Here is a 17,887-nt window from a genome sequence, read left to right on the forward strand (position 1 = left end):
ACACTTCAATGGTAAGGAGGTGATCCAACCGCAGGTTCCCCTACGGTTACCTTGTTACGACTTCACCCCAGTCATGAATCACAAAGTGGTAAGCGCCCTCCCGAAGGTTAAGCTACCTACTTCTTTTGCAACCCACTCCCATGGTGTGACGGGCGGTGTGTACAAGGCCCGGGAACGTATTCACCGTAGCATTCTGATCTACGATTACTAGCGATTCCGACTTCATGGAGTCGAGTTGCAGACTCCAATCCGGACTACGACGTACTTTATGAGTTCCGCTTGCTCTCGCGAGGTCGCTTCTCTTTGTATACGCCATTGTAGCACGTGTGTAGCCCTACTCGTAAGGGCCATGATGACTTGACGTCATCCCCACCTTCCTCCGGTTTATCACCGGCAGTCTCCTTTGAGTTCCCGACCGAATCGCTGGCAACAAAGGATAAGGGTTGCGCTCGTTGCGGGACTTAACCCAACATTTCACAACACGAGCTGACGACAGCCATGCAGCACCTGTCTCAGAGTTCCCGAAGGCACCAAAGCATCTCTGCTAAGTTCTCTGGATGTCAAGAGTAGGTAAGGTTCTTCGCGTTGCATCGAATTAAACCACATGCTCCACCGCTTGTGCGGGCCCCCGTCAATTCATTTGAGTTTTAACCTTGCGGCCGTACTCCCCAGGCGGTCGATTTAACGCGTTAGCTCCGGAAGCCACTCCTCAAGGGAACAACCTCCAAATCGACATCGTTTACAGCGTGGACTACCAGGGTATCTAATCCTGTTTGCTCCCCACGCTTTCGCACCTGAGCGTCAGTCTTTGTCCAGGGGGCCGCCTTCGCCACCGGTATTCCTCCACATCTCTACGCATTTCACCGCTACACATGGAATTCTACCCCCCTCTACAAGACTCTAGCTGACCAGTCTTAGATGCCATTCCCAGGTTAAGCCCGGGGATTTCACATCTAACTTAATCAACCGCCTGCGTGCGCTTTACGCCCAGTAATTCCGATTAACGCTTGCACCCTCCGTATTACCGCGGCTGCTGGCACGGAGTTAGCCGGTGCTTCTTCTGTTGGTAACGTCAATCGTTGATGATATTAGCATCAACGCCTTCCTCCCAACTGAAAGTACTTTACAACCCTAAGGCCTTCTTCATACACGCGGCATGGCTGCATCAGGCTTGCGCCCATTGTGCAATATTCCCCACTGCTGCCTCCCGTAGGAGTCTGGGCCGTGTCTCAGTCCCAGTGTGGCTGATCATCCTCTCAGACCAGCTAGGGATCGTCGCCTTGGTGAGCCATTACCTCACCAACTAGCTAATCCCATATGGGTTCATCCGATAGCGCAAGGACCGAAGTTCCCCTGCTTTGCTCCTAAGAGATTATGCGGTATTAGCTACCGTTTCCAGTAGTTATCCCCCTCTATCGGGCAGATCCCCATACATTACTCACCCGTCCGCCGCTCGTCAGCGAGAAGCAAGCTTCCCCTGTTACCGCTCGACTTGCATGTGTTAGGCCTGCCGCCAGCGTTCAATCTGAGCCATGATCAAACTCTTCAATTAAAAAGCTTGATGCTCAAAGAATGTTACTGTCGTTTGATTTCCGAAGAAACCAAATTACCTATTAGTTCATATATATGAATTAACGTGTTAGTCACTCTTCAAGACTTAAAATCAAATATTTTTTTGATAGTGTCCTGTGAGTGCCCACACAGATTGTCTGATAAATTGTTAAAGAGCGGTGCGACTTAATCTTTTGATTATCGACTTTAGGTCGTTGTCGCGAGGTGTCGTATACTACGTTTTTTATTTAGAAAGTCAAGCGATTATTTTCAACTATTTTCTTTCTTCACCTCTGTTATCACGGGGCTTCGAGGTTTTCTTCGAGCCGGTTTGTCGTGACAACGGATGCGCATTATAGGGAGCTCGAAAAATCTCGCAAGTGTTTTTTTACATATTTATTTCGTTCGCGTTTTTTTTAGTCAAATATGACTTAATAGCGTAAATTACTACTGTTTTTTGACTATTTCAGCAGCAATAATTGATTTACTCACGTAACATATCATTGATTAGTATCTGTATGAGATGAATTATGGAATTGAGCAAGCAACAAAATGCCTCACAAAAAAACCTCTCTTTTATTATTGCGCGGAGTCTTGGACAGCTCATATTAAAAGGCACCTACTTATCTGACTCTATTCTTCCCAGTGAATTAGAATTATCAAAGCAGTTTAATGCCAGCCGAACCGCCATAAGAGAAGCCATTAAAACATTAGCAGCAAAAGGCATGGTTTTAGCTCGCCCTCGAATTGGTACACGAGTCATGCCCTCATCGAATTGGAACTTTCTCGACCAAGACTTATTAAATTGGTGGATTAACAGCGAAGAAAAGTCAGTGGTAATTACACACTTTCAAGTTGTTCGTCTCGCCATTGAGCCTCAAGCTTGCTATCTCGCTGCACTGAATGCCACAGAAGAACAAAAACAGTCTCTACAATTACTATCAAATGAAATGGTAACCTTAGAAAAAGAGTTCGATAGACCTCACTGGGTAAAAGTTGATTTTCGTTTTCATCTCACTATCTATCGGGCGTGCTGTAATCCTTTTTTAATTTCGTTCGCGAATCTGTTTAGGTCGGTGTACCAGCTTTATTTTGATGCAATAACAGAAAATGATGCGATTGAAGTGGAACTTCATCAACAACTTGCTGATGCTATTATTAATGGCAATAGTCGTGAAGCTTACGATCTCTGCTATACCTTATTAACGACAATGAACAAATAAGCTAACAGAACGAATTCGCTCACCAAATTTATCAATAGGTAACGGATGTTTAAAACTGCTAAAAATATGTCGGGTTTGCCATGGATTGCCGCGATGGCTTTCTTTATGCAAGCGTTAGATGCCACGATATTGAATACGGCACTGCCTGATATCGCCAAAAGTTTGCATCACTCCCCATTAGCGATGCAATCTGCCGTGGTGAGCTATACCCTAACAGTTGCACTGTTAATTCCGGTGAGTGGTTGGTTTGCCGATAGATTTGGTACTCGACGTATTTTTATTATTGCGGTTTCTCTGTTTTCTTTAGGATCATTGCTCTGCGCTCTTTCCCCTTCATTAACAGTGCTTGTTATTTCTCGCGTTATCCAAGGAATTGGCGGGGCGATGATGATGCCAGTAGCGCGACTCGCATTAATTCGGGCGTATCCGCGCAGTGAACTTCTACCTATATTGAATTTTGTCACCATCCCTGGATTAGTCGGCCCCATCTTAGGACCTCTATTAGGTGGTATTCTCGTCACCTATGCCACATGGCATTGGATATTCATTATTAATATCCCTATTGGTGTGCTTGGGATTGTGTATGCATTAAAACATATGCCTGATTTTAAAATGCCAAAACGTAAGTTTGATACCCTTGGCTTTCTTTTATTTGGGTTTGGCTTGGTCATGCTCTCAGTCAGTCTGGATCTGTTCGGCGATAAATCATTATCTAGCTATATTCCTTTGGCTATTGTTCTGGGCGGTTTTCTTTGTCTTCTTCTTTATATACTTCACGCAAGGCGCATTAAGCACGCTATTATTCCGCTCAACTTATTTAAGACAAGAACCTTTTCCATCGGTATTAGCGGTAACATCGCCACTCGATTAGGTACTGGAAGCATTCCATTCTTAATGCCATTGATGCTGCAAGTGGGATTTGGTTATGAAGCGGTGGTGGCGGGAATGATGATGGCTCCGCTGGCCATTGGCTCGATTACGGCAAAGTCCGCAGTCACAAGAATTCTAACCCGATTTGGATACCGTAATACGCTATTTACTGTCACGGTGATTATTGGGTTGATGGTCTCGCAGTTTTCGCTGCAATCTCCAGATATGTCGATTTATCTGCTTATCGTTCCGTTGTTTGTTTTAGGGATGGTGATGTCCACCCAGTTCACTGCCATGAATACCATTTGCCTAGCGGATTTAACGGATAATAATGCTAGCGCTGGCAACAGTATGCTAGCGGTGACTCAGCAACTTTCGATTAGCTTTGGGATCGCGGTGAGCGCCACTATTTTGAGCTTTTTTGATAACCAGCCAAATAGTAATGTCGTGGATAACTTCCATTACACCTTTATTACTATCGGGGCTATCACGTTACTTTCTGCCTTTGTGTTTTTATTACTCAGTAAAACTGATGGTGATAATTTGATTAAAGGCAAAAGCAAAAAATCTGAGAAAACGCAGAATTAGCGTTTCCTCACTGATTGGCGTTCCACGAGTTTTGGCGTTAAAACTAAAATAGATGGTTCCGCATCTGGGTTATCCATTCGATAAATAAGTTGGTTAACCGCTTGCTGACCAAGTTCATCCTTTGGCTGATGAACAGTGGTAAGTGGTGGGATCATATAAGAAGAGAGTGCAATATCGTCATAACCAATAATGGAAATGTCGTCAGGTACTTTCATGCCTTTTTGGTAAATAGCTTGGTAAGCACCGACCGCCATCGCGTCATTCCCCGCAAAAATAGCATCTGGAGGATTCGATAACGCCAAAAGCTTATTCATTGAATCAAATCCACCTGAAAATTCAAAATCACTAAAGATAATATATTCTTCGTGGATTTTGAGGGATGCAGCCTTCATGGCATGAAGAAAACCTTGATAACGCGCTTGCGCGGGAGATTTATCTTGAGGACCGGCAATACAGGCGATTCGAGTAAACCCAGCATCGATTAAATGACGCGTGGCGATTTCACCGCCGAGGAACGAGTTATCCTGAATAATATCTCCGGCTGATTCAAACGGAGACCAGTCCATCATTACTGTAGGAACGGAGGGATAACGAGAAAATACCGCTTTGGATGGACCTTGCGCTTCGGTGCACATAATAAGAAGCCCATCGACGCGTTTTTGCAGAAGAGTTTCTAAGCTATGATCCATCCGCTTAAAATCCCCTTCGGTGTTACACAGGATCAAACTGTAACCCAATTCGTAGCAACTACGTTCTACACCACGCACGACTTCCGCATAAAACGGGTTATTACTGGCTGTCAGTAACATTCCAATGGTATTGGTGCGGTTCATCTTCAAACTTCTCGCTAAGGCCGATGGCGCATAGTTGAGTTGTTCGATGGCACTTTTTACCCGTGAAGTAACGCTTTCGCTAACATAGCGATTTTGATTGATAACATGGGAGACGGTGGATGTTGACACGCCAGCAAGGCGAGCAACATCTTTCATTGTTGCCACAAATTTATCCTATTGAAGAAGAAACTGGTCTATTTCATTACGCCATGGAACAGAAGGTTGTGCGCCGGGACGCGTCACTGCAATTGCAGCAGCCGCATGGGCAAAGACAATCGCATCTTCATCGGACTGACCTTCAAGTAGCGCGGTTACATACGCCCCATTGAATGTATCACCTGCTGCAATGGTGTCCACCGCTTTCACTTTAAAGCCCGGAATTATTTTGCCTTGCTTGCCAGATTCACTGAACCAAACCCCTCTGGCACCCAATGTAATCATCACTTTATTAATGCCTTTTTGATGCAGTGCTTGTGCTGCTTTTTGTGCGCCTTCTTCATCATTAACAGCGATGCCCGTTAAATGCTCCGCTTCCGTTTCGTTTGGCGTGATCACATCCACCAGCGACAGTAGCGAATCAGGTAACGCTTGTGCAGGCGCAGGATTTAAGATCACTTGGGTTTGATGTTGGCGCGCAATCTCAGCGGCCATTTGGACAGTTTCAATTGGGGACTCAAGCTGCATCAATAGCGCATCCGCATCGACAATTTTTTGCTGATACCCTGCCAGTCGCTCTGTGGAGAGATGACCATTAGCCCCAGCATTAATCCCAATAATATTTTCGCCTTGCCCGTTTACGTAAATAAGTGCAACACCCGTGGTTTCGCCAGCAACTGAGTCGATGCAATCAATCTTAATCGTATCTTTTTGCAGTTGTTTTTTGATGCTGACGCCGACATCGTCATCACCGACACAAGCAATAAATGTGATATCAGCACCACTACGACCTGCGGCGACTGCTTGGTTCGCGCCTTTACCGCCGAAAGCAACTTGGTAACTATCACCTCTTACTGTTTCGCCTGGCTGGGGAAACTGCTGCACATTGAGAATGTGGTCAACGTTGATACTACCTAAAACAACCAGTTTAGCTGCTGCCATCACATTTATGTCCTTTCGCTACGCAATTAAATAAACCGCCGCAAAGTTTCACGGCGATTTACCAATCTTATTGTTTTATCAAGGATAATTACTTTATATAGATTTATTGTTTTACCACGAGTTCTAATTCAACGGGAACTGTTGCTTCAACTTTCTCGCCTTTTAATACTTTATCTGCGATCTGCACCCCAACAATACCAATTTGATCTGGGCGCTGAGCAATCGTCGCGCCTAATTTTCCGCCTTGAACTGCTTTGATACCGTCATTGGTGCCATCAAAACCAACCACTAAAACGTCATCACGACCAGCAGTTTGTAATGCTCTTAACGCACCTAATGCCATTTCATCGTTTTGTGCAAAAACAGCTTGAACTGCAGGGTGCGCTGTCAATAAGTTTTGCATAACGTTCAAGCCTTTAGTTCTGTCGAAATCCGCAGGTTGGCTCGCTAATACGTTGAATTTATGCTCTTTCGCACCCGTATTGAAACCTTCACCACGTTCACGAGCTGCCGACGTTCCAGAAATCCCTTCTAATTGAATAACTTTGGCGTCATTGCCCGTTTTCTTGGCAATAAAGTCTGCCGCCATTTTTCCACCCATGCGGTTATCAGAAGCAACATGGCTCACCACTTCACCTTTGTTAGCGGCGCGGTCTAAGGTGATCACGGGGATTTTCGCTTTGTTAGCCATCAGGATAGAGTTACCCACTGCGTCAGAGTCAGTTGGGTTGATCAGCATTAATTTGGTACCACGTACCGTTAAATCTTGGACATTCGCTAACTCTTTCGCCGGGTTATCTTGAGAATCCAAAACAATCAGTTCATAACCCAGTTTGTCCGCTTCTTTTTGTGCCGCATCTTTCATAGTCACAAAGAATGGGTTGTTCAGGGTTGAAATAACCAGCGCAATGCTCTCTTTGGCCATCGCGTTCACACTGACGGTTGCTGTTAGTGCAAAAGCGGTAAATAAAGTCGCTAATTTGTTCAGTTTCATAAGAAAATTCCTGTCATTATCGGGTAGGGGTCAGAATCACTATTTTTTGTTATCAACAAGTACAGCTAATAAAATCACAACGGCTTTTACGATCATTTGGTAGTTCGAGGAAATACCGAGTAAGTTCAAACCATTGTTTAAGAAACCAAGGATCAGCGCACCAATCAGCGTACCTACAATGCGCCCTTTACCACCAGCAAGGCTTGTGCCACCCAGTACAACCGCAGCAATCGCATCCAGTTCATAACCGTTACCCGCCATTGGCTGAGCTGAAGATAAACGTGCAACTTCAATCACACTCGCCAGCGCTGCTAATAAACCACACAAGGAGTAAACGATAATTTTAATTTTATCGACATTAATACCGGATAAGCGGGTCGCTGATTCATTTCCGCCTAACGCATAGATATAACGACCTAAGCGAGTGTGGTGTAGCATGTACCAAGCCGCCGCAAAGACGATAACCATTAACCATACTGGGGTAGGAATACCTAATGGGCGACCAATACCAAACCAACCAAATAAATCGGCGTTATCACTAAAACCCGTATTGATTGGGCTGCCATCGGTATAAACCCGGGTTACACCACGTAGTAATAGCATCATGACCAATGTGGCGATAAAAGCTTGGACTTTACCTTTTGCAACAATCACCCCTGTACATGCACCAATTGCAGCACCGAGCGCTAATGCTCCTGCGACAGCAACAAAGGCATTCACTTCAGCTCCGACCATCGATGCAGCTACTGCGCCTGTTAATGCCAATAGTGATCCCACAGACAAATCAATCCCCGACGTAAGAATCACTAATGTCATTCCCACCGCCATAATCGCATTCACAGAAGTCTGTTGCAGGATGTTAAACAGGTTGTTGACCGTAAAAAAGTTAGGGCTTAGGGTTGAAACAATCGCAATTAAGACTAATAGGGCGATTAAGGATTTTTGCTCCATTAGCCATGCTTTGCTGAAGTAGCGTTTTGATGGTGCGGTTGTTGAACTCATGCTGTTAACTCCTGAACTGAGCCGTAATTTTTACCGACTGCGGCCGCCATTAAGGCTTCCTGCGTTGCTTCTTTGGCAGAGAATTCGCCGCTGATATGCCCTTCATGCATAACCAAAATGCGATCGCTCATCCCAATCACTTCAGGCATTTCTGAAGATACGAGGATGATACTCAGCCCTTCTTTTTTAAATTGGTTGATTAGTTGGTAGATCTCTTTTTTTGCCCCGACGTCGACACCACGGGTTGGCTCATCGAGGATAAGCACTTTCGGTCGTGTCATTAGTCCACGGGCAATAGCCACTTTTTGCTGGTTACCACCAGATAAGTTGCCAATAATTTGGTCCATGGATGGGGTTTTAATATTAAATAAGCGGATAAAATCCCCCACGGTCATTTGCTCTTCGCCATGTTTTAATGTGCCGCCAAAGTGGCTGAAGTAACCTAATGCCGTTAAGGACATATTTTCTTTTACTGACATCCCCAGCACTAACCCATCGCGCTTACGGTCTTCCGAAATATAAACGATGCCGTTATTCAAACCATCTTGCGGGGTTTTTAAGGTGACGTTTTTACCTTCTAACTGGATATTGCCGGATTTTTTCGAAGCTGCACCGTAGATGATTTTCATCAGCTCCGTACGTCCTGCGCCCATCAAACCTGAAACACCTAAAATTTCACCGCTTCTTAGCGTGAAACTGGCATTGGTGACACCGGGGCCAGAAACATTTTCAACTTGCAGGCGAATATCGCCAACAGGTACATCGACTCGCGGATATTGGTCTTCCAGTTTGCGTCCTACCATCATCTCAATCAATTTTTCTTCTTCTAATTCACTGACTGGCTTTTCACCAATAAACTGGCCATCACGAAAAACAGTCACGTCGTCGCAAATTTCGAAGATCTCTTTTAAACGGTGAGAGATATACACAATGCCACAGCCTTGGGATTTTAAATCTTCAATCACGCGAAAGAGTGAGGCAGTTTCGGTATCGGTCAGTGCGTCTGTCGGTTCATCCATAATGATGACTTGAGACTGAAAGCTGAGAACTTTGGCAATTTCCACCATTTGTTGTTCACCGATAGATAATTCGGCGATAGTTTGGTGGCTATCGTAATCAAGGTTTAATCGCTGGAGCAGTTTGTCTGATTCGCTGAACATTTTTTTCCAGTCGATTTTGCCGAATTTGTTCACAAATTCGCGACCTAAAAAAATGTTTTCAGCGATGGTAAGTTCAGGAATTAAATTCAGTTCTTGGTGAATGATCCCGATCCCCGCTTCTTGGGAACTTTTCGGACCATTAAACACGACTTCTTTACCAAGGTAACGGATCGCGCCCGCATCTTTGTTGTAGATCCCCGTGAGCACTTTCATCATGGTGGATTTACCCGCACCATTTTCCCCCACCAGCGCCATCACTCGACCAGGGTAGACTTTTAAGGCGGCTCCCGAGAGAGCTTTTACTCCGGGAAAGGCTTTATCAATGCCAATAAGTTCTAATAAAGGTTGCATAGTCACCTCAGAAAGTCACACCAGAACAAAGAATGATATTAGCGTATGGTGAACATTCCCCTGTTCGGATCACGGCTTTGCTTTCATGAGTGCGTTGCTTGAAATGTTCATGGCTGCAATAGATGACTTCAATATGGTTTCCCTGTGCCGCTTCCAATTCATGAAGATGGGCTAAAATGGCTTTTTCCATTTGAGGATTTATTTTGCTGATTTCTTGAGCAAGTATCGCTTTTTCTATCTGCATCTCTTGGGTAATCACTCGCAAAACAGACATAAAATCCGGTAGTCCTTGCGTCACAGCCAGATCGATACGTTCAGCGCTGGCAGGAATGGGTAAACCTGCATCTCCCAACGTGATATGGTCGGTATGACCGAGTTTTGCAATCACGGAAGCAACATTTGAGTTAAGCAACATACCTTTCTTCATTCTTTACCACCGTTTTTAGTCTGTTTTTTCTACTTTCGAGTTTTGGCTCTGCATGAGCGAAACGTTTCGCTTATACAATAATAGTAAAGAATAGTCACAACTCAATGTTCTTATCTTGGTTTTGTGATCACTATCGAAACGTTTCGTTAGCCTATTTTTACACATAAAAAGCTAACTTATTGAATAAGTTGTCGCTGAATCGTTCCTGCTTAATTAATACTCAGTTGTTCGCTACAACCTAAATTTGTTGCTCTTTATCCGAAATAACATCAAAGAAAAATCACAAAACTGATTGCACAATGAATAAAAGGACAGCTAACCTAGCAATAGCTTGGCCAATAACCATCTCCCTCTAACCCTTAGAAGAGTTATTTAGAGAAAAGGAACACCTTATGCAATTAGCAGAACGGATAGCCCAATTAAGCAACTACCTTGAAGGTGGTTTGTATGAACGTCAGCAAGCTATTCGTTTGTGTTTGCTCGCCACGCTGAGTGGGGAAAGCGTGTTCTTGCTGGGTCCTCCTGGGATAGCGAAAAGCTTAATTGCCCGCCGCATGAAATATGCCTTCCGCCAAGCGAATGCGTTTGAATATTTAATGACGCGCTTTTCTACCCCCGAAGAAATTTTTGGACCGCTTTCCATTCAAGCCTTAAAAGATGAAGGGCGTTATGAGCGTTTAACCAAAGGATACCTGCCCGATGCGGAAGTGGTGTTTTTGGATGAAATTTGGAAAGCAGGCCCTGCCATCTTAAATACCTTACTAACTGCCATAAATGAACGCAAATTCCGTAATGGGGATGAAGAGAAAAATATCCCAATGCGCTTGCTAGTCACCGCATCCAACGAGCTACCGGATGCGGATAATAGTCTTGAAGCGCTGTTTGATAGGATGTTGCTGCGAATTTGGCTGGATAAAGTACAAGAGAAACAAAATTTCCGTGCGCTGCTGACTGGCAAATCTCAGCAAGAAGAAAATTTGGTTCCTGATCACCTAAAAATCAGTGAAGAAGAGTACCGAGAATGGCAAAAAGAAATTCCCAAGGTTTCGCTGCCCGATCACTGTTTTGAATTGATTTACCAATTACGCCAACAAATTGATGCCACAGAGAAGAATCTGTATGTCTCTGATAGACGTTGGAAAAAAGCCGTTTATTTATTGCAGGCTAGCGCATTCTTTAATGGTCGAAACTCTGTTTCACCGTTGGATATTGTGCTACTCAAAGATTGCTTATGGCACGATATGCAGTCAATGAACTTACTGCCCCAATTGCTCAAGTCATTAGTACAAGAAGATGGTTGGCAACAACGTAAATTTACACGAGAAATTGAGCAAGTTTACCAACAGTGGATGTCATCCACCCAAGATCAAAATAACCAAGATGCTTTTAAAGTTTTAAAAAATAACGCGATGTTTGCACGAAAAGCCTCTTATATGTTGCCTGAGAATATTAGCGAAGGGCGTGTAACCCTATTTTTGCATCGCCCATTACAGCTACATAATATGAAAGTGACCTTTATTACCACCGAGAAAAAATCACTGGCAAATTTCCTTAATAAAGGCACCACCTTATCCGCTCATCTTAATGGGATTGGTTTCGCGCAAGAGCTAGCCGCTGAAGTGAATAATTTAAACCAGATCCAACTATTAGATGTTAGCCATCAAGCATCAACCTTATATTTACAAGATAAAAACCCTACAGCCGCACCGACAACCAATAATAAAGAGTGGTTGGATAAGCTTGATGCCATCCAAAATGAGATCCAAGGGGCTAAATATCAGTTTGAGAAGCAGCAACCTAACCTGTTTATCGAGGCGCACTGGCTCGCGGATGTTGAAGAGAGCTTTATTAAGCTTAGCGATAAATTGACCCAACTCCGCCAGCAAATTATGGGAAAGGTGACTAACTCATTATGATGAGCCTAGCGTCCCTCGAATTATTGCTTTCGGTGAATGAAAGCCAGCTGATTGAAGAGATTATTATTTCTCTTCTCGCCACCCCACAGCTGGCGGTTTTCTTTGAAAAGCATCCTCGATTGAAAAAGGCGCTATTAAAAGATCTCTCCAGTTGGAAAAAAGACCTTAAACAGAAGCTGCAAGATGCGTTAGTTCCTCAGCAACTTTCTGAAGAATTTGGGCTATATCAGAAGTCATTGGGCATTCCCACTGATAAGTTTTTCACGCAATTACCCGATGTGATAGCACGGCTCGAGCAGTTAGATTCCCCGTTTTACCGTGAAGCCCTGCAACTGCAAAAGGGAAAAATTGAAAATCGCAGTGCGCGACAATCTTTGATTGTTCAGCGTTGGCGTATTAGTTTGATTTTGCAGGTGACTACATTACATAAAGAACTCTTAGAACAGGAAAAAGAGCAACTGCTGGCGGAATTACAGCGCCGTTTAGCACTGAGCGGAAATCTTGAGGATATTCTAGGGGAAAATGAGCGCTCTTCTGGGCGATTATGGGATCTGAGCAAAGGGTTTAGTAACCCAGCGGCTTATAATGATCAATTAATCGCGCGCTACAGTGATTTTTTGCGCCAGCAACCCGAGCTCGAAAAAATTGCTCAGCTACTGGGGCGTAGCCAATCAGCCAAATCTATTCTGGATGATAATGTGATCCTTGAGCCGATGACGGTGATGGAAAAAGTCCCGGAAACCGTACCTGAACAAGTGAATGGCTTAAACCAGAGTGACGATATTCTGCGGCTATTACCAGCTGAGCTTGCGATGTTAGGGCTTGAAGATATTGAATTCGAGTTCTACCGCAAGTTATTAGAGAAACAGCTTATTACCTATCGCTTACAAGGGGAAAGCTGGCAAGAACGCAAAGTTTTACGCCCTGTGACCCATCATCAACATGAAGATCAGCCCAGAGGACCATTTGTGGTATGTATCGATACTTCAGGTTCTATGGGTGGAATCAATGAACGCTGTGCAAAGGCGTTCTGTCTGGCTTTAATGAAAATCGCGCTGGCGGATAACCGAGCTTGTCACGTGATGCTGTTTTCCACTGAAATTGTTCATTATGACCTTCTCTCTGCGGATGGCTTAGAACAATGCATGCGCTTCTTGCATCAAACATTCCGTGGTGGAACAGACTTGGCAGCATGTTTACGAGAAACAACGGTAAAATTAGAGTCAAAACAGTGGAGTGATGCCGATGCGGTTGTCATTTCGGACTTTGTGGCTCAACGCTTACCGGATGAGTTAATTCAGAAGATTAAGTCCCTTCAGAAGGTTGGTAAATACCGCTTCCATGCGGTATCCGTCTCAAATTATGGGAAGCCCGGTATCATGAAGATATTTGATCATATCTGGCGCTTTGATACAGGGCTAAAAAGCCGACTACTACGCCGTTTTAATCGCTAATTACAGCATATCTTCAACAGTTTCAGCCATTTCTGGTGACCAAACACCACACTGAACTTGACCGATATGTTGACGTTGCAGCAGTAACATCACTAAACGAGATTGACCAATACCACCACCGATAGATTGCGGCATTTCACCTTTGGCTAACGCTTGATGCCATTCCAGTTCCATACGTTTTTCATCACCTGTTAATGCGAGTTGGCGAGTTAAACATTCAGGACTGACACGGATCCCCATTGAAGAGATTTCAAATGCGTCTTGTAATACTGGGTTCCAAACAATAATGTCACCGTTTAAGCCTTTGAAGCCATCTTCGTTTTCGGTTGTCCAGTCATCGTAGTCTGGTGCACGTACATCGTGGGATTCACCGCTTGACAGTTTTCCACCAATACCGATTAAGAATACCGCACCCAATTCTTTCGCAATCGCACGCTCACGACCTTTCGCGTCTAAATCTGGATAACGTTTTAGCAGCTCTTCGCTGTGGATAAAGTGAATTTGGTCTGGCAGGAACGGTGCCAGCCCAAATTCTTTACTTACGGCAGCTTCTGTTTCTTTTATTGCCTTATAGATTTTACCCACTGTCTGCTTCAGATAAGGAAGCGTACGATCCTCATCTGCCATCACTTTTTCCCAATCCCACTGGTCAACATAGACGGAGTGGATTGGGGTTAAGCGATCCTCGTCCGGACGTAACGCTTTCATGTGTGTGTACAGACCTTGACCTTCGCTGAAACCAAAACGACCTAAGGTTTTGCGTTTCCATTTAGCCAAAGAGTGAACCACTTCAAACGTTGCACCAGGAATTGATTTCACTTTTACTTGAACGGCTTTTTCGCAGCCTGATAAGTTGTCTTGTGTACCATCACCTAAACGGCTCAGGATAGGACCTTGAACTTCGATTAAGCCAAGCTCTTTTTCAAGTAAACGTGAGAAATAGGATTTAACAAAGCTGATTTGTTGCTGATGTTCGATGAATGACTTGTCCATAATTTTACCCATAATTTGTTAGCTGTAATTAGCCGATGTGTAGATTAAGCAACAAAATGAGGTATAAATTCAATATCCATCATTAAAAAAAGCCTTTACTGTTTATTTTGATTAAAAAAATGGGTATAAAAATGAATAATCATCAAAATGAGGGCTAAATAATGCCAGAAAATTATCAAATCGATAATCTCGATCGTGACATACTTCACGAATTAATGGTCAATGCACGTACACCTTATGCTGAACTCGCCAAAAAATTCTCGGTAAGTCCCGGAACTATTCATGTGCGAGTGGAAAAAATGAAGCAAGCTGGGATCATAAAAGGAACCCGTATCGATATCAGCGCAAAACAATTGGGTTTTGATGTCTGCTGCTTTATAGGGATCATTTTAAAAAGTGCCAAGGATTATCATACTGCCCTCAAAAAGTTAGATGCTTTAGAGGAAGTCGTGGAGGTTTACTATACGACGGGTCAATACAGTATCTTTATTAAGGTAATGTGCCGCTCGATAGATTCCCTTCAAGATGTACTTATCAACAAAATTCAGACTATCGATGAAATACAATCAACCGAAACGCTGATCTCCTTACAGAACCCGATCATGCGAACGATCACCCCGTAGAAAAAAATGATATAACCACATTATCCACAGGTAGATCCCAGCTCATTCACAGCGTACAATAGCGGCCTGTTAATGTGAAAGAGAGTGACCATGAGCGTAACAAAAGTAACCTTAATTAGTGGCAGTACCATGGGCAGTGCCGAATATGTAGCGGAGCATATGGCAGAGATTTTAGAAGAACTCGGCTATGAAACGGATATACAGCACGGTCCTGAACTAGATGACTTACCACTTGAAGGGTTATGGCTGGTGGTGAGCTCCACACATGGCGCAGGGGATCTTCCCGAAAATATCCAACCGTTAGCGGAAGCAATTCAATCTCAGTCACCAGACCTGAGTAAGATCAAATACGGTGCAGTGGGGATTGGTAGTTCGGAATATGACACTTTTTGTGGTGCGATCCATACCCTTGATACCTTATTACAGGATCATGGTGCAAAAAGGATCGGTGATTGCTTCGAAATTGATGTTCAGCAACACGAAATCCCTGAAGATCCCGCAGGTGTTTGGGTTAAAATTTGGGCAAACGAACTCTAATCTGTTCAAATTAACAGCAAACAACTGTGGATAACTCAGGTAAGATCATGGTATTAACCGGTAGTTATCCAGATTATAAGTTTTAGGTCGTCCAAGACCTGTGCATAAGTCCCTATTTTGATCCCAGCTTATACGCAAAAGGATCACGGATCATTCACAGTATATGATCCTTTACACTTTGATGATCTTTAAAGTGAAAATTCACTTATCCACAGAAACTGTCGATCCTAATAAAAGATCTAATAAAGAGATCTTTAAATAAAAAAGATCTTTATATTATATAGGCGAGAGGCCAGGGCTTGGTCTCTCCATCAAACTTGAGTAGAATTCACTCCTCGAATGCAGAATCCGCATTTTCTAACGTTAAGGTTCACACATGTTTTATCCAGAGCAATTTGACGTCATCGTAATTGGTGGTGGTCATGCCGGTACTGAAGCAGCAATGGCAGCTGCACGTATGGGGCGTCAAACCCTATTACTGACTCACAATATTGATACATTGGGCCAGATGTCTTGCAACCCAGCCATCGGTGGGATCGGTAAGGGACATCTGGTAAGAGAAATTGATGCCCTCGGTGGCTTAATGGCTACCGCAACTGACAAAGCGGGTATTCAATTTAGAACACTCAATGCAAGTAAAGGCCCAGCGGTTCGTGCAACTCGCGCACAAGCAGACCGCGTGCTATATCGCCAAGCCGTTAGAACTGCATTAGAGAACCAACCAAACTTAATGATCTTCCAACAACCTGTTGAAGATCTGATTGTTGAAAATAACCGAGTAACTGGCGCTGTTACCCGCATGGGCTTAAAATTTAAAGCCAAAGCGGTGGTATTAACCGTAGGTACTTTCCTTGATGGAAAAATTCATATCGGTTTAGAAAATTACAGTGGTGGTCGTGCAGGTGATCCACCCGCAATTACGTTATCTCAACGTTTAAGAGAATTGCCATTACGTGTAAACCGCTTAAAAACGGGTACACCACCACGTATTGATGCAAGAACTATTGATTTCAGTCAGTTAGCTCAACAGCTAGGTGACGACCCAATGCCGGTATTCTCATTTTTAGGTTCGCGAGAGCAGCATCCACAACAAGTGCCTTGCTACATCACCTATACCAATGAGCAAACTCATGATGTGATCCGTAATAATTTAGATCGCAGCCCTATGTATGCAGGGATCATTGAAGGGATCGGTCCTCGTTACTGTCCTTCAATTGAAGATAAAGTCATGCGTTTTGCGGATAAAAATGCACATCAGATCTTCTTAGAGCCAGAAGGTTTAACTAGCAACGAAATTTATCCAAACGGGATCTCCACCAGCTTGCCATTTGATGTTCAAATGAAAATAGTTCATTCCATGAAGGGAATGGAAAATGCAAGGATCGTCCGCCCTGGTTATGCCATTGAGTACGATTTCTTTGACCCACGCGATCTAAAACAAACTCTCGAAAGCAAATTTATCGAAGGTTTGTTCTTTGCGGGTCAAATCAACGGTACAACAGGTTACGAAGAAGCCGCAGCTCAAGGTTTATTAGCAGGTCTTAACGCTGCACAACATGCATTTGGCCTAGAAGGTTGGTTCCCTCGACGTGACCAAGCCTATGTCGGCGTATTAGTTGACGACTTGTGCACATTAGGAACTAAAGAACCGTACCGTATGTTTACTTCCCGTGCGGAATACCGTTTGATGCTACGCGAAGATAATGCAGATTTACGTTTAACCGAAAAAGGACGTGAATTAGGTCTTGTGGATGATATTCGTTGGGAGCACTTCAACCGCAAAGTCGAAATGATCGAAAAAGAGCGTCAACGCTTAAAAGATATCTGGGTTCACCCTAAATCTGATAATCATGAAGAAATCGACCAAATTTTAACCGTTCCATTATCGAAAGAAGCCAATGGTGAAGATTTATTACGCCGTCCTGAAATGACTTATCAAATGCTGACTTCTTTGAATTTGTTTGCTCCAGGAGTTGAAGATCCTCAAGCTGCAGATCAAGTTGAAATTCAAGTGAAATACGAAGGTTACATTGCTCGTCAGCAAGAAGAGATCGAGCGTCAACTGCGTAATGAAAATACCTTACTCCCTGTTGATTTAGATTATAAGCAGGTGAAAGGCTTATCCAACGAAGTCATGGCAAAACTGAATGACCACAAACCAACGTCAATTGGTCAAGCTTCTCGTATTTCAGGGATCACACCAGCAGCAATTTCAATTTTGTTAGTGTGGCTCAAAAAACAAGGCATGCTACGTCGGAGTGCATAAT

General features: G+C 43.7%; 14 protein-coding genes and 1 rRNA gene. 7 read left to right on the top strand and 8 right to left on the bottom strand.

Features of this window, described 5'->3' with window-relative positions; all coding sequences use genetic code 11:
• Nucleotides 1-12: 12 nt before the first annotated feature.
• Nucleotides 13-1,552: ribosomal RNA gene (locus GKR61_RS11000) — 16S ribosomal RNA — on the bottom strand.
• Between the two features lie 529 nt (nt 1,553-2,081).
• Between GKR61_RS11000 and GKR61_RS11005 the strand changes: the two genes are divergently transcribed.
• The gene (locus GKR61_RS11005; RefSeq protein WP_154599609.1) at nt 2,082-2,774 is read left to right on the top strand and encodes a FadR/GntR family transcriptional regulator; all 693 of its coding nucleotides are present in this window, start codon (nt 2,082-2,084) and stop codon (nt 2,772-2,774) included.
• Nucleotides 2,775-2,819: 45 nt separating this feature from the next.
• On the top strand, nt 2,820-4,232 hold the full coding sequence (gene mdtD / locus GKR61_RS11010; RefSeq protein WP_036950583.1) for a multidrug transporter subunit MdtD: 1,413 nt from the start codon (nt 2,820-2,822) through the stop codon (nt 4,230-4,232).
• Here the strand turns inward: mdtD and rbsR are convergent.
• The 6 genes from rbsR to rbsD all read right to left on the bottom strand — a co-directional run bounded on the left by rbsR (nt 4,229) and on the right by rbsD (nt 10,097).
• Complete coding sequence (gene rbsR, locus GKR61_RS11015) at nt 4,229-5,230, bottom strand: ribose operon transcriptional repressor RbsR (RefSeq protein ID WP_410431404.1); 1,002 nt, start codon at nt 5,228-5,230, stop codon at nt 4,229-4,231. The two genes, mdtD and rbsR, sit on opposite strands and share 4 nt — an antisense overlap.
• Before the next feature lie 9 nt (nt 5,231-5,239).
• Nucleotides 5,240-6,163 (bottom strand): ribokinase, encoded by a 924-nt coding sequence (gene rbsK / locus GKR61_RS11020; protein WP_036950585.1) that lies wholly within the window; start codon nt 6,161-6,163, stop codon nt 5,240-5,242.
• 103 nt (nt 6,164-6,266) lie between these two features.
• The gene (gene rbsB, locus GKR61_RS11025) at nt 6,267-7,157 is read right to left on the bottom strand and encodes a ribose ABC transporter substrate-binding protein RbsB (protein ID WP_108479110.1); all 891 of its coding nucleotides are present in this window, start codon (nt 7,155-7,157) and stop codon (nt 6,267-6,269) included.
• A 39-nt stretch (nt 7,158-7,196) separates the two neighbouring features.
• Entirely contained in the window at nt 7,197-8,159 is a 963-nt protein-coding gene (gene rbsC, locus GKR61_RS11030) for a ribose ABC transporter permease (RefSeq protein ID WP_036950589.1), read from the bottom strand.
• Nucleotides 8,156-9,670 carry a ribose ABC transporter ATP-binding protein RbsA gene (rbsA, locus tag GKR61_RS11035; protein WP_036950591.1) on the bottom strand — a complete coding sequence of 505 codons (1,515 nt, stop codon included), beginning with the start codon at nt 9,668-9,670 and terminating at the stop codon, nt 8,156-8,158. Before rbsA ends, rbsC begins: the two co-directional genes overlap by 4 nt.
• Before the next feature lie 7 nt (nt 9,671-9,677).
• A complete protein-coding gene (rbsD, locus tag GKR61_RS11040; RefSeq protein WP_036950593.1) occupies nt 9,678-10,097 on the bottom strand; it encodes a D-ribose pyranase in 420 nt (139 codons plus the stop codon).
• A gap of 392 nt (nt 10,098-10,489) precedes the next feature.
• Here rbsD and ravA point away from each other — a divergent pair, with 392 nt between their 5' ends.
• Together ravA and viaA are read left to right on the top strand one after the other, a co-directional pair.
• Nucleotides 10,490-12,013: an ATPase RavA gene (gene ravA, locus GKR61_RS11045; RefSeq protein WP_154599608.1), complete on the top strand. Its 1,524-nt coding sequence runs from the start codon at nt 10,490-10,492 to the stop codon at nt 12,011-12,013.
• Nucleotides 12,010-13,467, top strand: a complete 1,458-nt coding sequence (gene viaA, locus GKR61_RS11050; protein ID WP_036950597.1) for an ATPase RavA stimulator ViaA — start codon at nt 12,010-12,012, stop codon at nt 13,465-13,467. Before ravA ends, viaA begins: the two co-directional genes overlap by 4 nt.
• Here the strand turns inward: viaA and asnA are convergent, their stop codons facing one another.
• The gene (asnA, locus tag GKR61_RS11055; protein ID WP_154599607.1) at nt 13,468-14,460 is read right to left on the bottom strand and encodes an aspartate--ammonia ligase; all 993 of its coding nucleotides are present in this window, start codon (nt 14,458-14,460) and stop codon (nt 13,468-13,470) included.
• Between the two features lie 161 nt (nt 14,461-14,621).
• On the opposite strand from asnA, the gene asnC reads away from it, so the two are divergent.
• The 3 genes from asnC to mnmG all read left to right on the top strand — a co-directional run bounded on the left by asnC (nt 14,622) and on the right by mnmG (nt 17,886).
• The gene (asnC, locus tag GKR61_RS11060) at nt 14,622-15,083 is read left to right on the top strand and encodes a transcriptional regulator AsnC (RefSeq protein ID WP_036950600.1); all 462 of its coding nucleotides are present in this window, start codon (nt 14,622-14,624) and stop codon (nt 15,081-15,083) included.
• Nucleotides 15,084-15,173: 90 nt separating this feature from the next.
• Entirely contained in the window at nt 15,174-15,620 is a 447-nt protein-coding gene (mioC, locus tag GKR61_RS11065; RefSeq protein WP_036950602.1) for an FMN-binding protein MioC, read from the top strand.
• A 376-nt stretch (nt 15,621-15,996) separates the two neighbouring features.
• On the top strand, nt 15,997-17,886 hold the full coding sequence (gene mnmG, locus GKR61_RS11070) for a tRNA uridine-5-carboxymethylaminomethyl(34) synthesis enzyme MnmG (RefSeq protein WP_154599606.1): 1,890 nt from the start codon (nt 15,997-15,999) through the stop codon (nt 17,884-17,886).
• The last annotated feature ends 1 nt before the right edge of the window (nt 17,887 follow it).

This window comes from Providencia sp. wls1916, from assembly GCF_009706585.1.
Classification (GTDB): Bacteria; Pseudomonadota; Gammaproteobacteria; order Enterobacterales; family Enterobacteriaceae; genus Providencia; species Providencia lanzhouensis.

What these genes read in the sequence shown, in the direction of transcription:
- GKR61_RS11005 (WP_154599609.1), top strand. Translation starts at nt 2,082, where the DNA reads ATGGAATTGAGCAAGCAACAAAATGCCTCACAAAAAAACCTCTCTTTT.
- mdtD (WP_036950583.1), top strand. Translation starts at nt 2,820, where the DNA reads ATGTTTAAAACTGCTAAAAATATGTCGGGTTTGCCATGGATTGCCGCG.
- rbsK (WP_036950585.1), bottom strand. Translation starts at nt 6,163, where the DNA reads ATGGCAGCAGCTAAACTGGTTGTTTTAGGTAGTATCAACGTTGACCAC.
- rbsB (WP_108479110.1), bottom strand. Translation starts at nt 7,157, where the DNA reads ATGAAACTGAACAAATTAGCGACTTTATTTACCGCTTTTGCACTAACA.
- rbsC (WP_036950589.1), bottom strand. Translation starts at nt 8,159, where the DNA reads ATGAGTTCAACAACCGCACCATCAAAACGCTACTTCAGCAAAGCATGG.
- rbsA (WP_036950591.1), bottom strand. Translation starts at nt 9,670, where the DNA reads ATGCAACCTTTATTAGAACTTATTGGCATTGATAAAGCCTTTCCCGGA.
- rbsD (WP_036950593.1), bottom strand. Translation starts at nt 10,097, where the DNA reads ATGAAGAAAGGTATGTTGCTTAACTCAAATGTTGCTTCCGTGATTGCA.
- ravA (WP_154599608.1), top strand. Translation starts at nt 10,490, where the DNA reads ATGCAATTAGCAGAACGGATAGCCCAATTAAGCAACTACCTTGAAGGT.
- viaA (WP_036950597.1), top strand. Translation starts at nt 12,010, where the DNA reads ATGATGAGCCTAGCGTCCCTCGAATTATTGCTTTCGGTGAATGAAAGC.
- asnA (WP_154599607.1), bottom strand. Translation starts at nt 14,460, where the DNA reads ATGGACAAGTCATTCATCGAACATCAGCAACAAATCAGCTTTGTTAAA.
- asnC (WP_036950600.1), top strand. Translation starts at nt 14,622, where the DNA reads ATGCCAGAAAATTATCAAATCGATAATCTCGATCGTGACATACTTCAC.
- mioC (WP_036950602.1), top strand. Translation starts at nt 15,174, where the DNA reads ATGAGCGTAACAAAAGTAACCTTAATTAGTGGCAGTACCATGGGCAGT.
- mnmG (WP_154599606.1), top strand. Translation starts at nt 15,997, where the DNA reads ATGTTTTATCCAGAGCAATTTGACGTCATCGTAATTGGTGGTGGTCAT.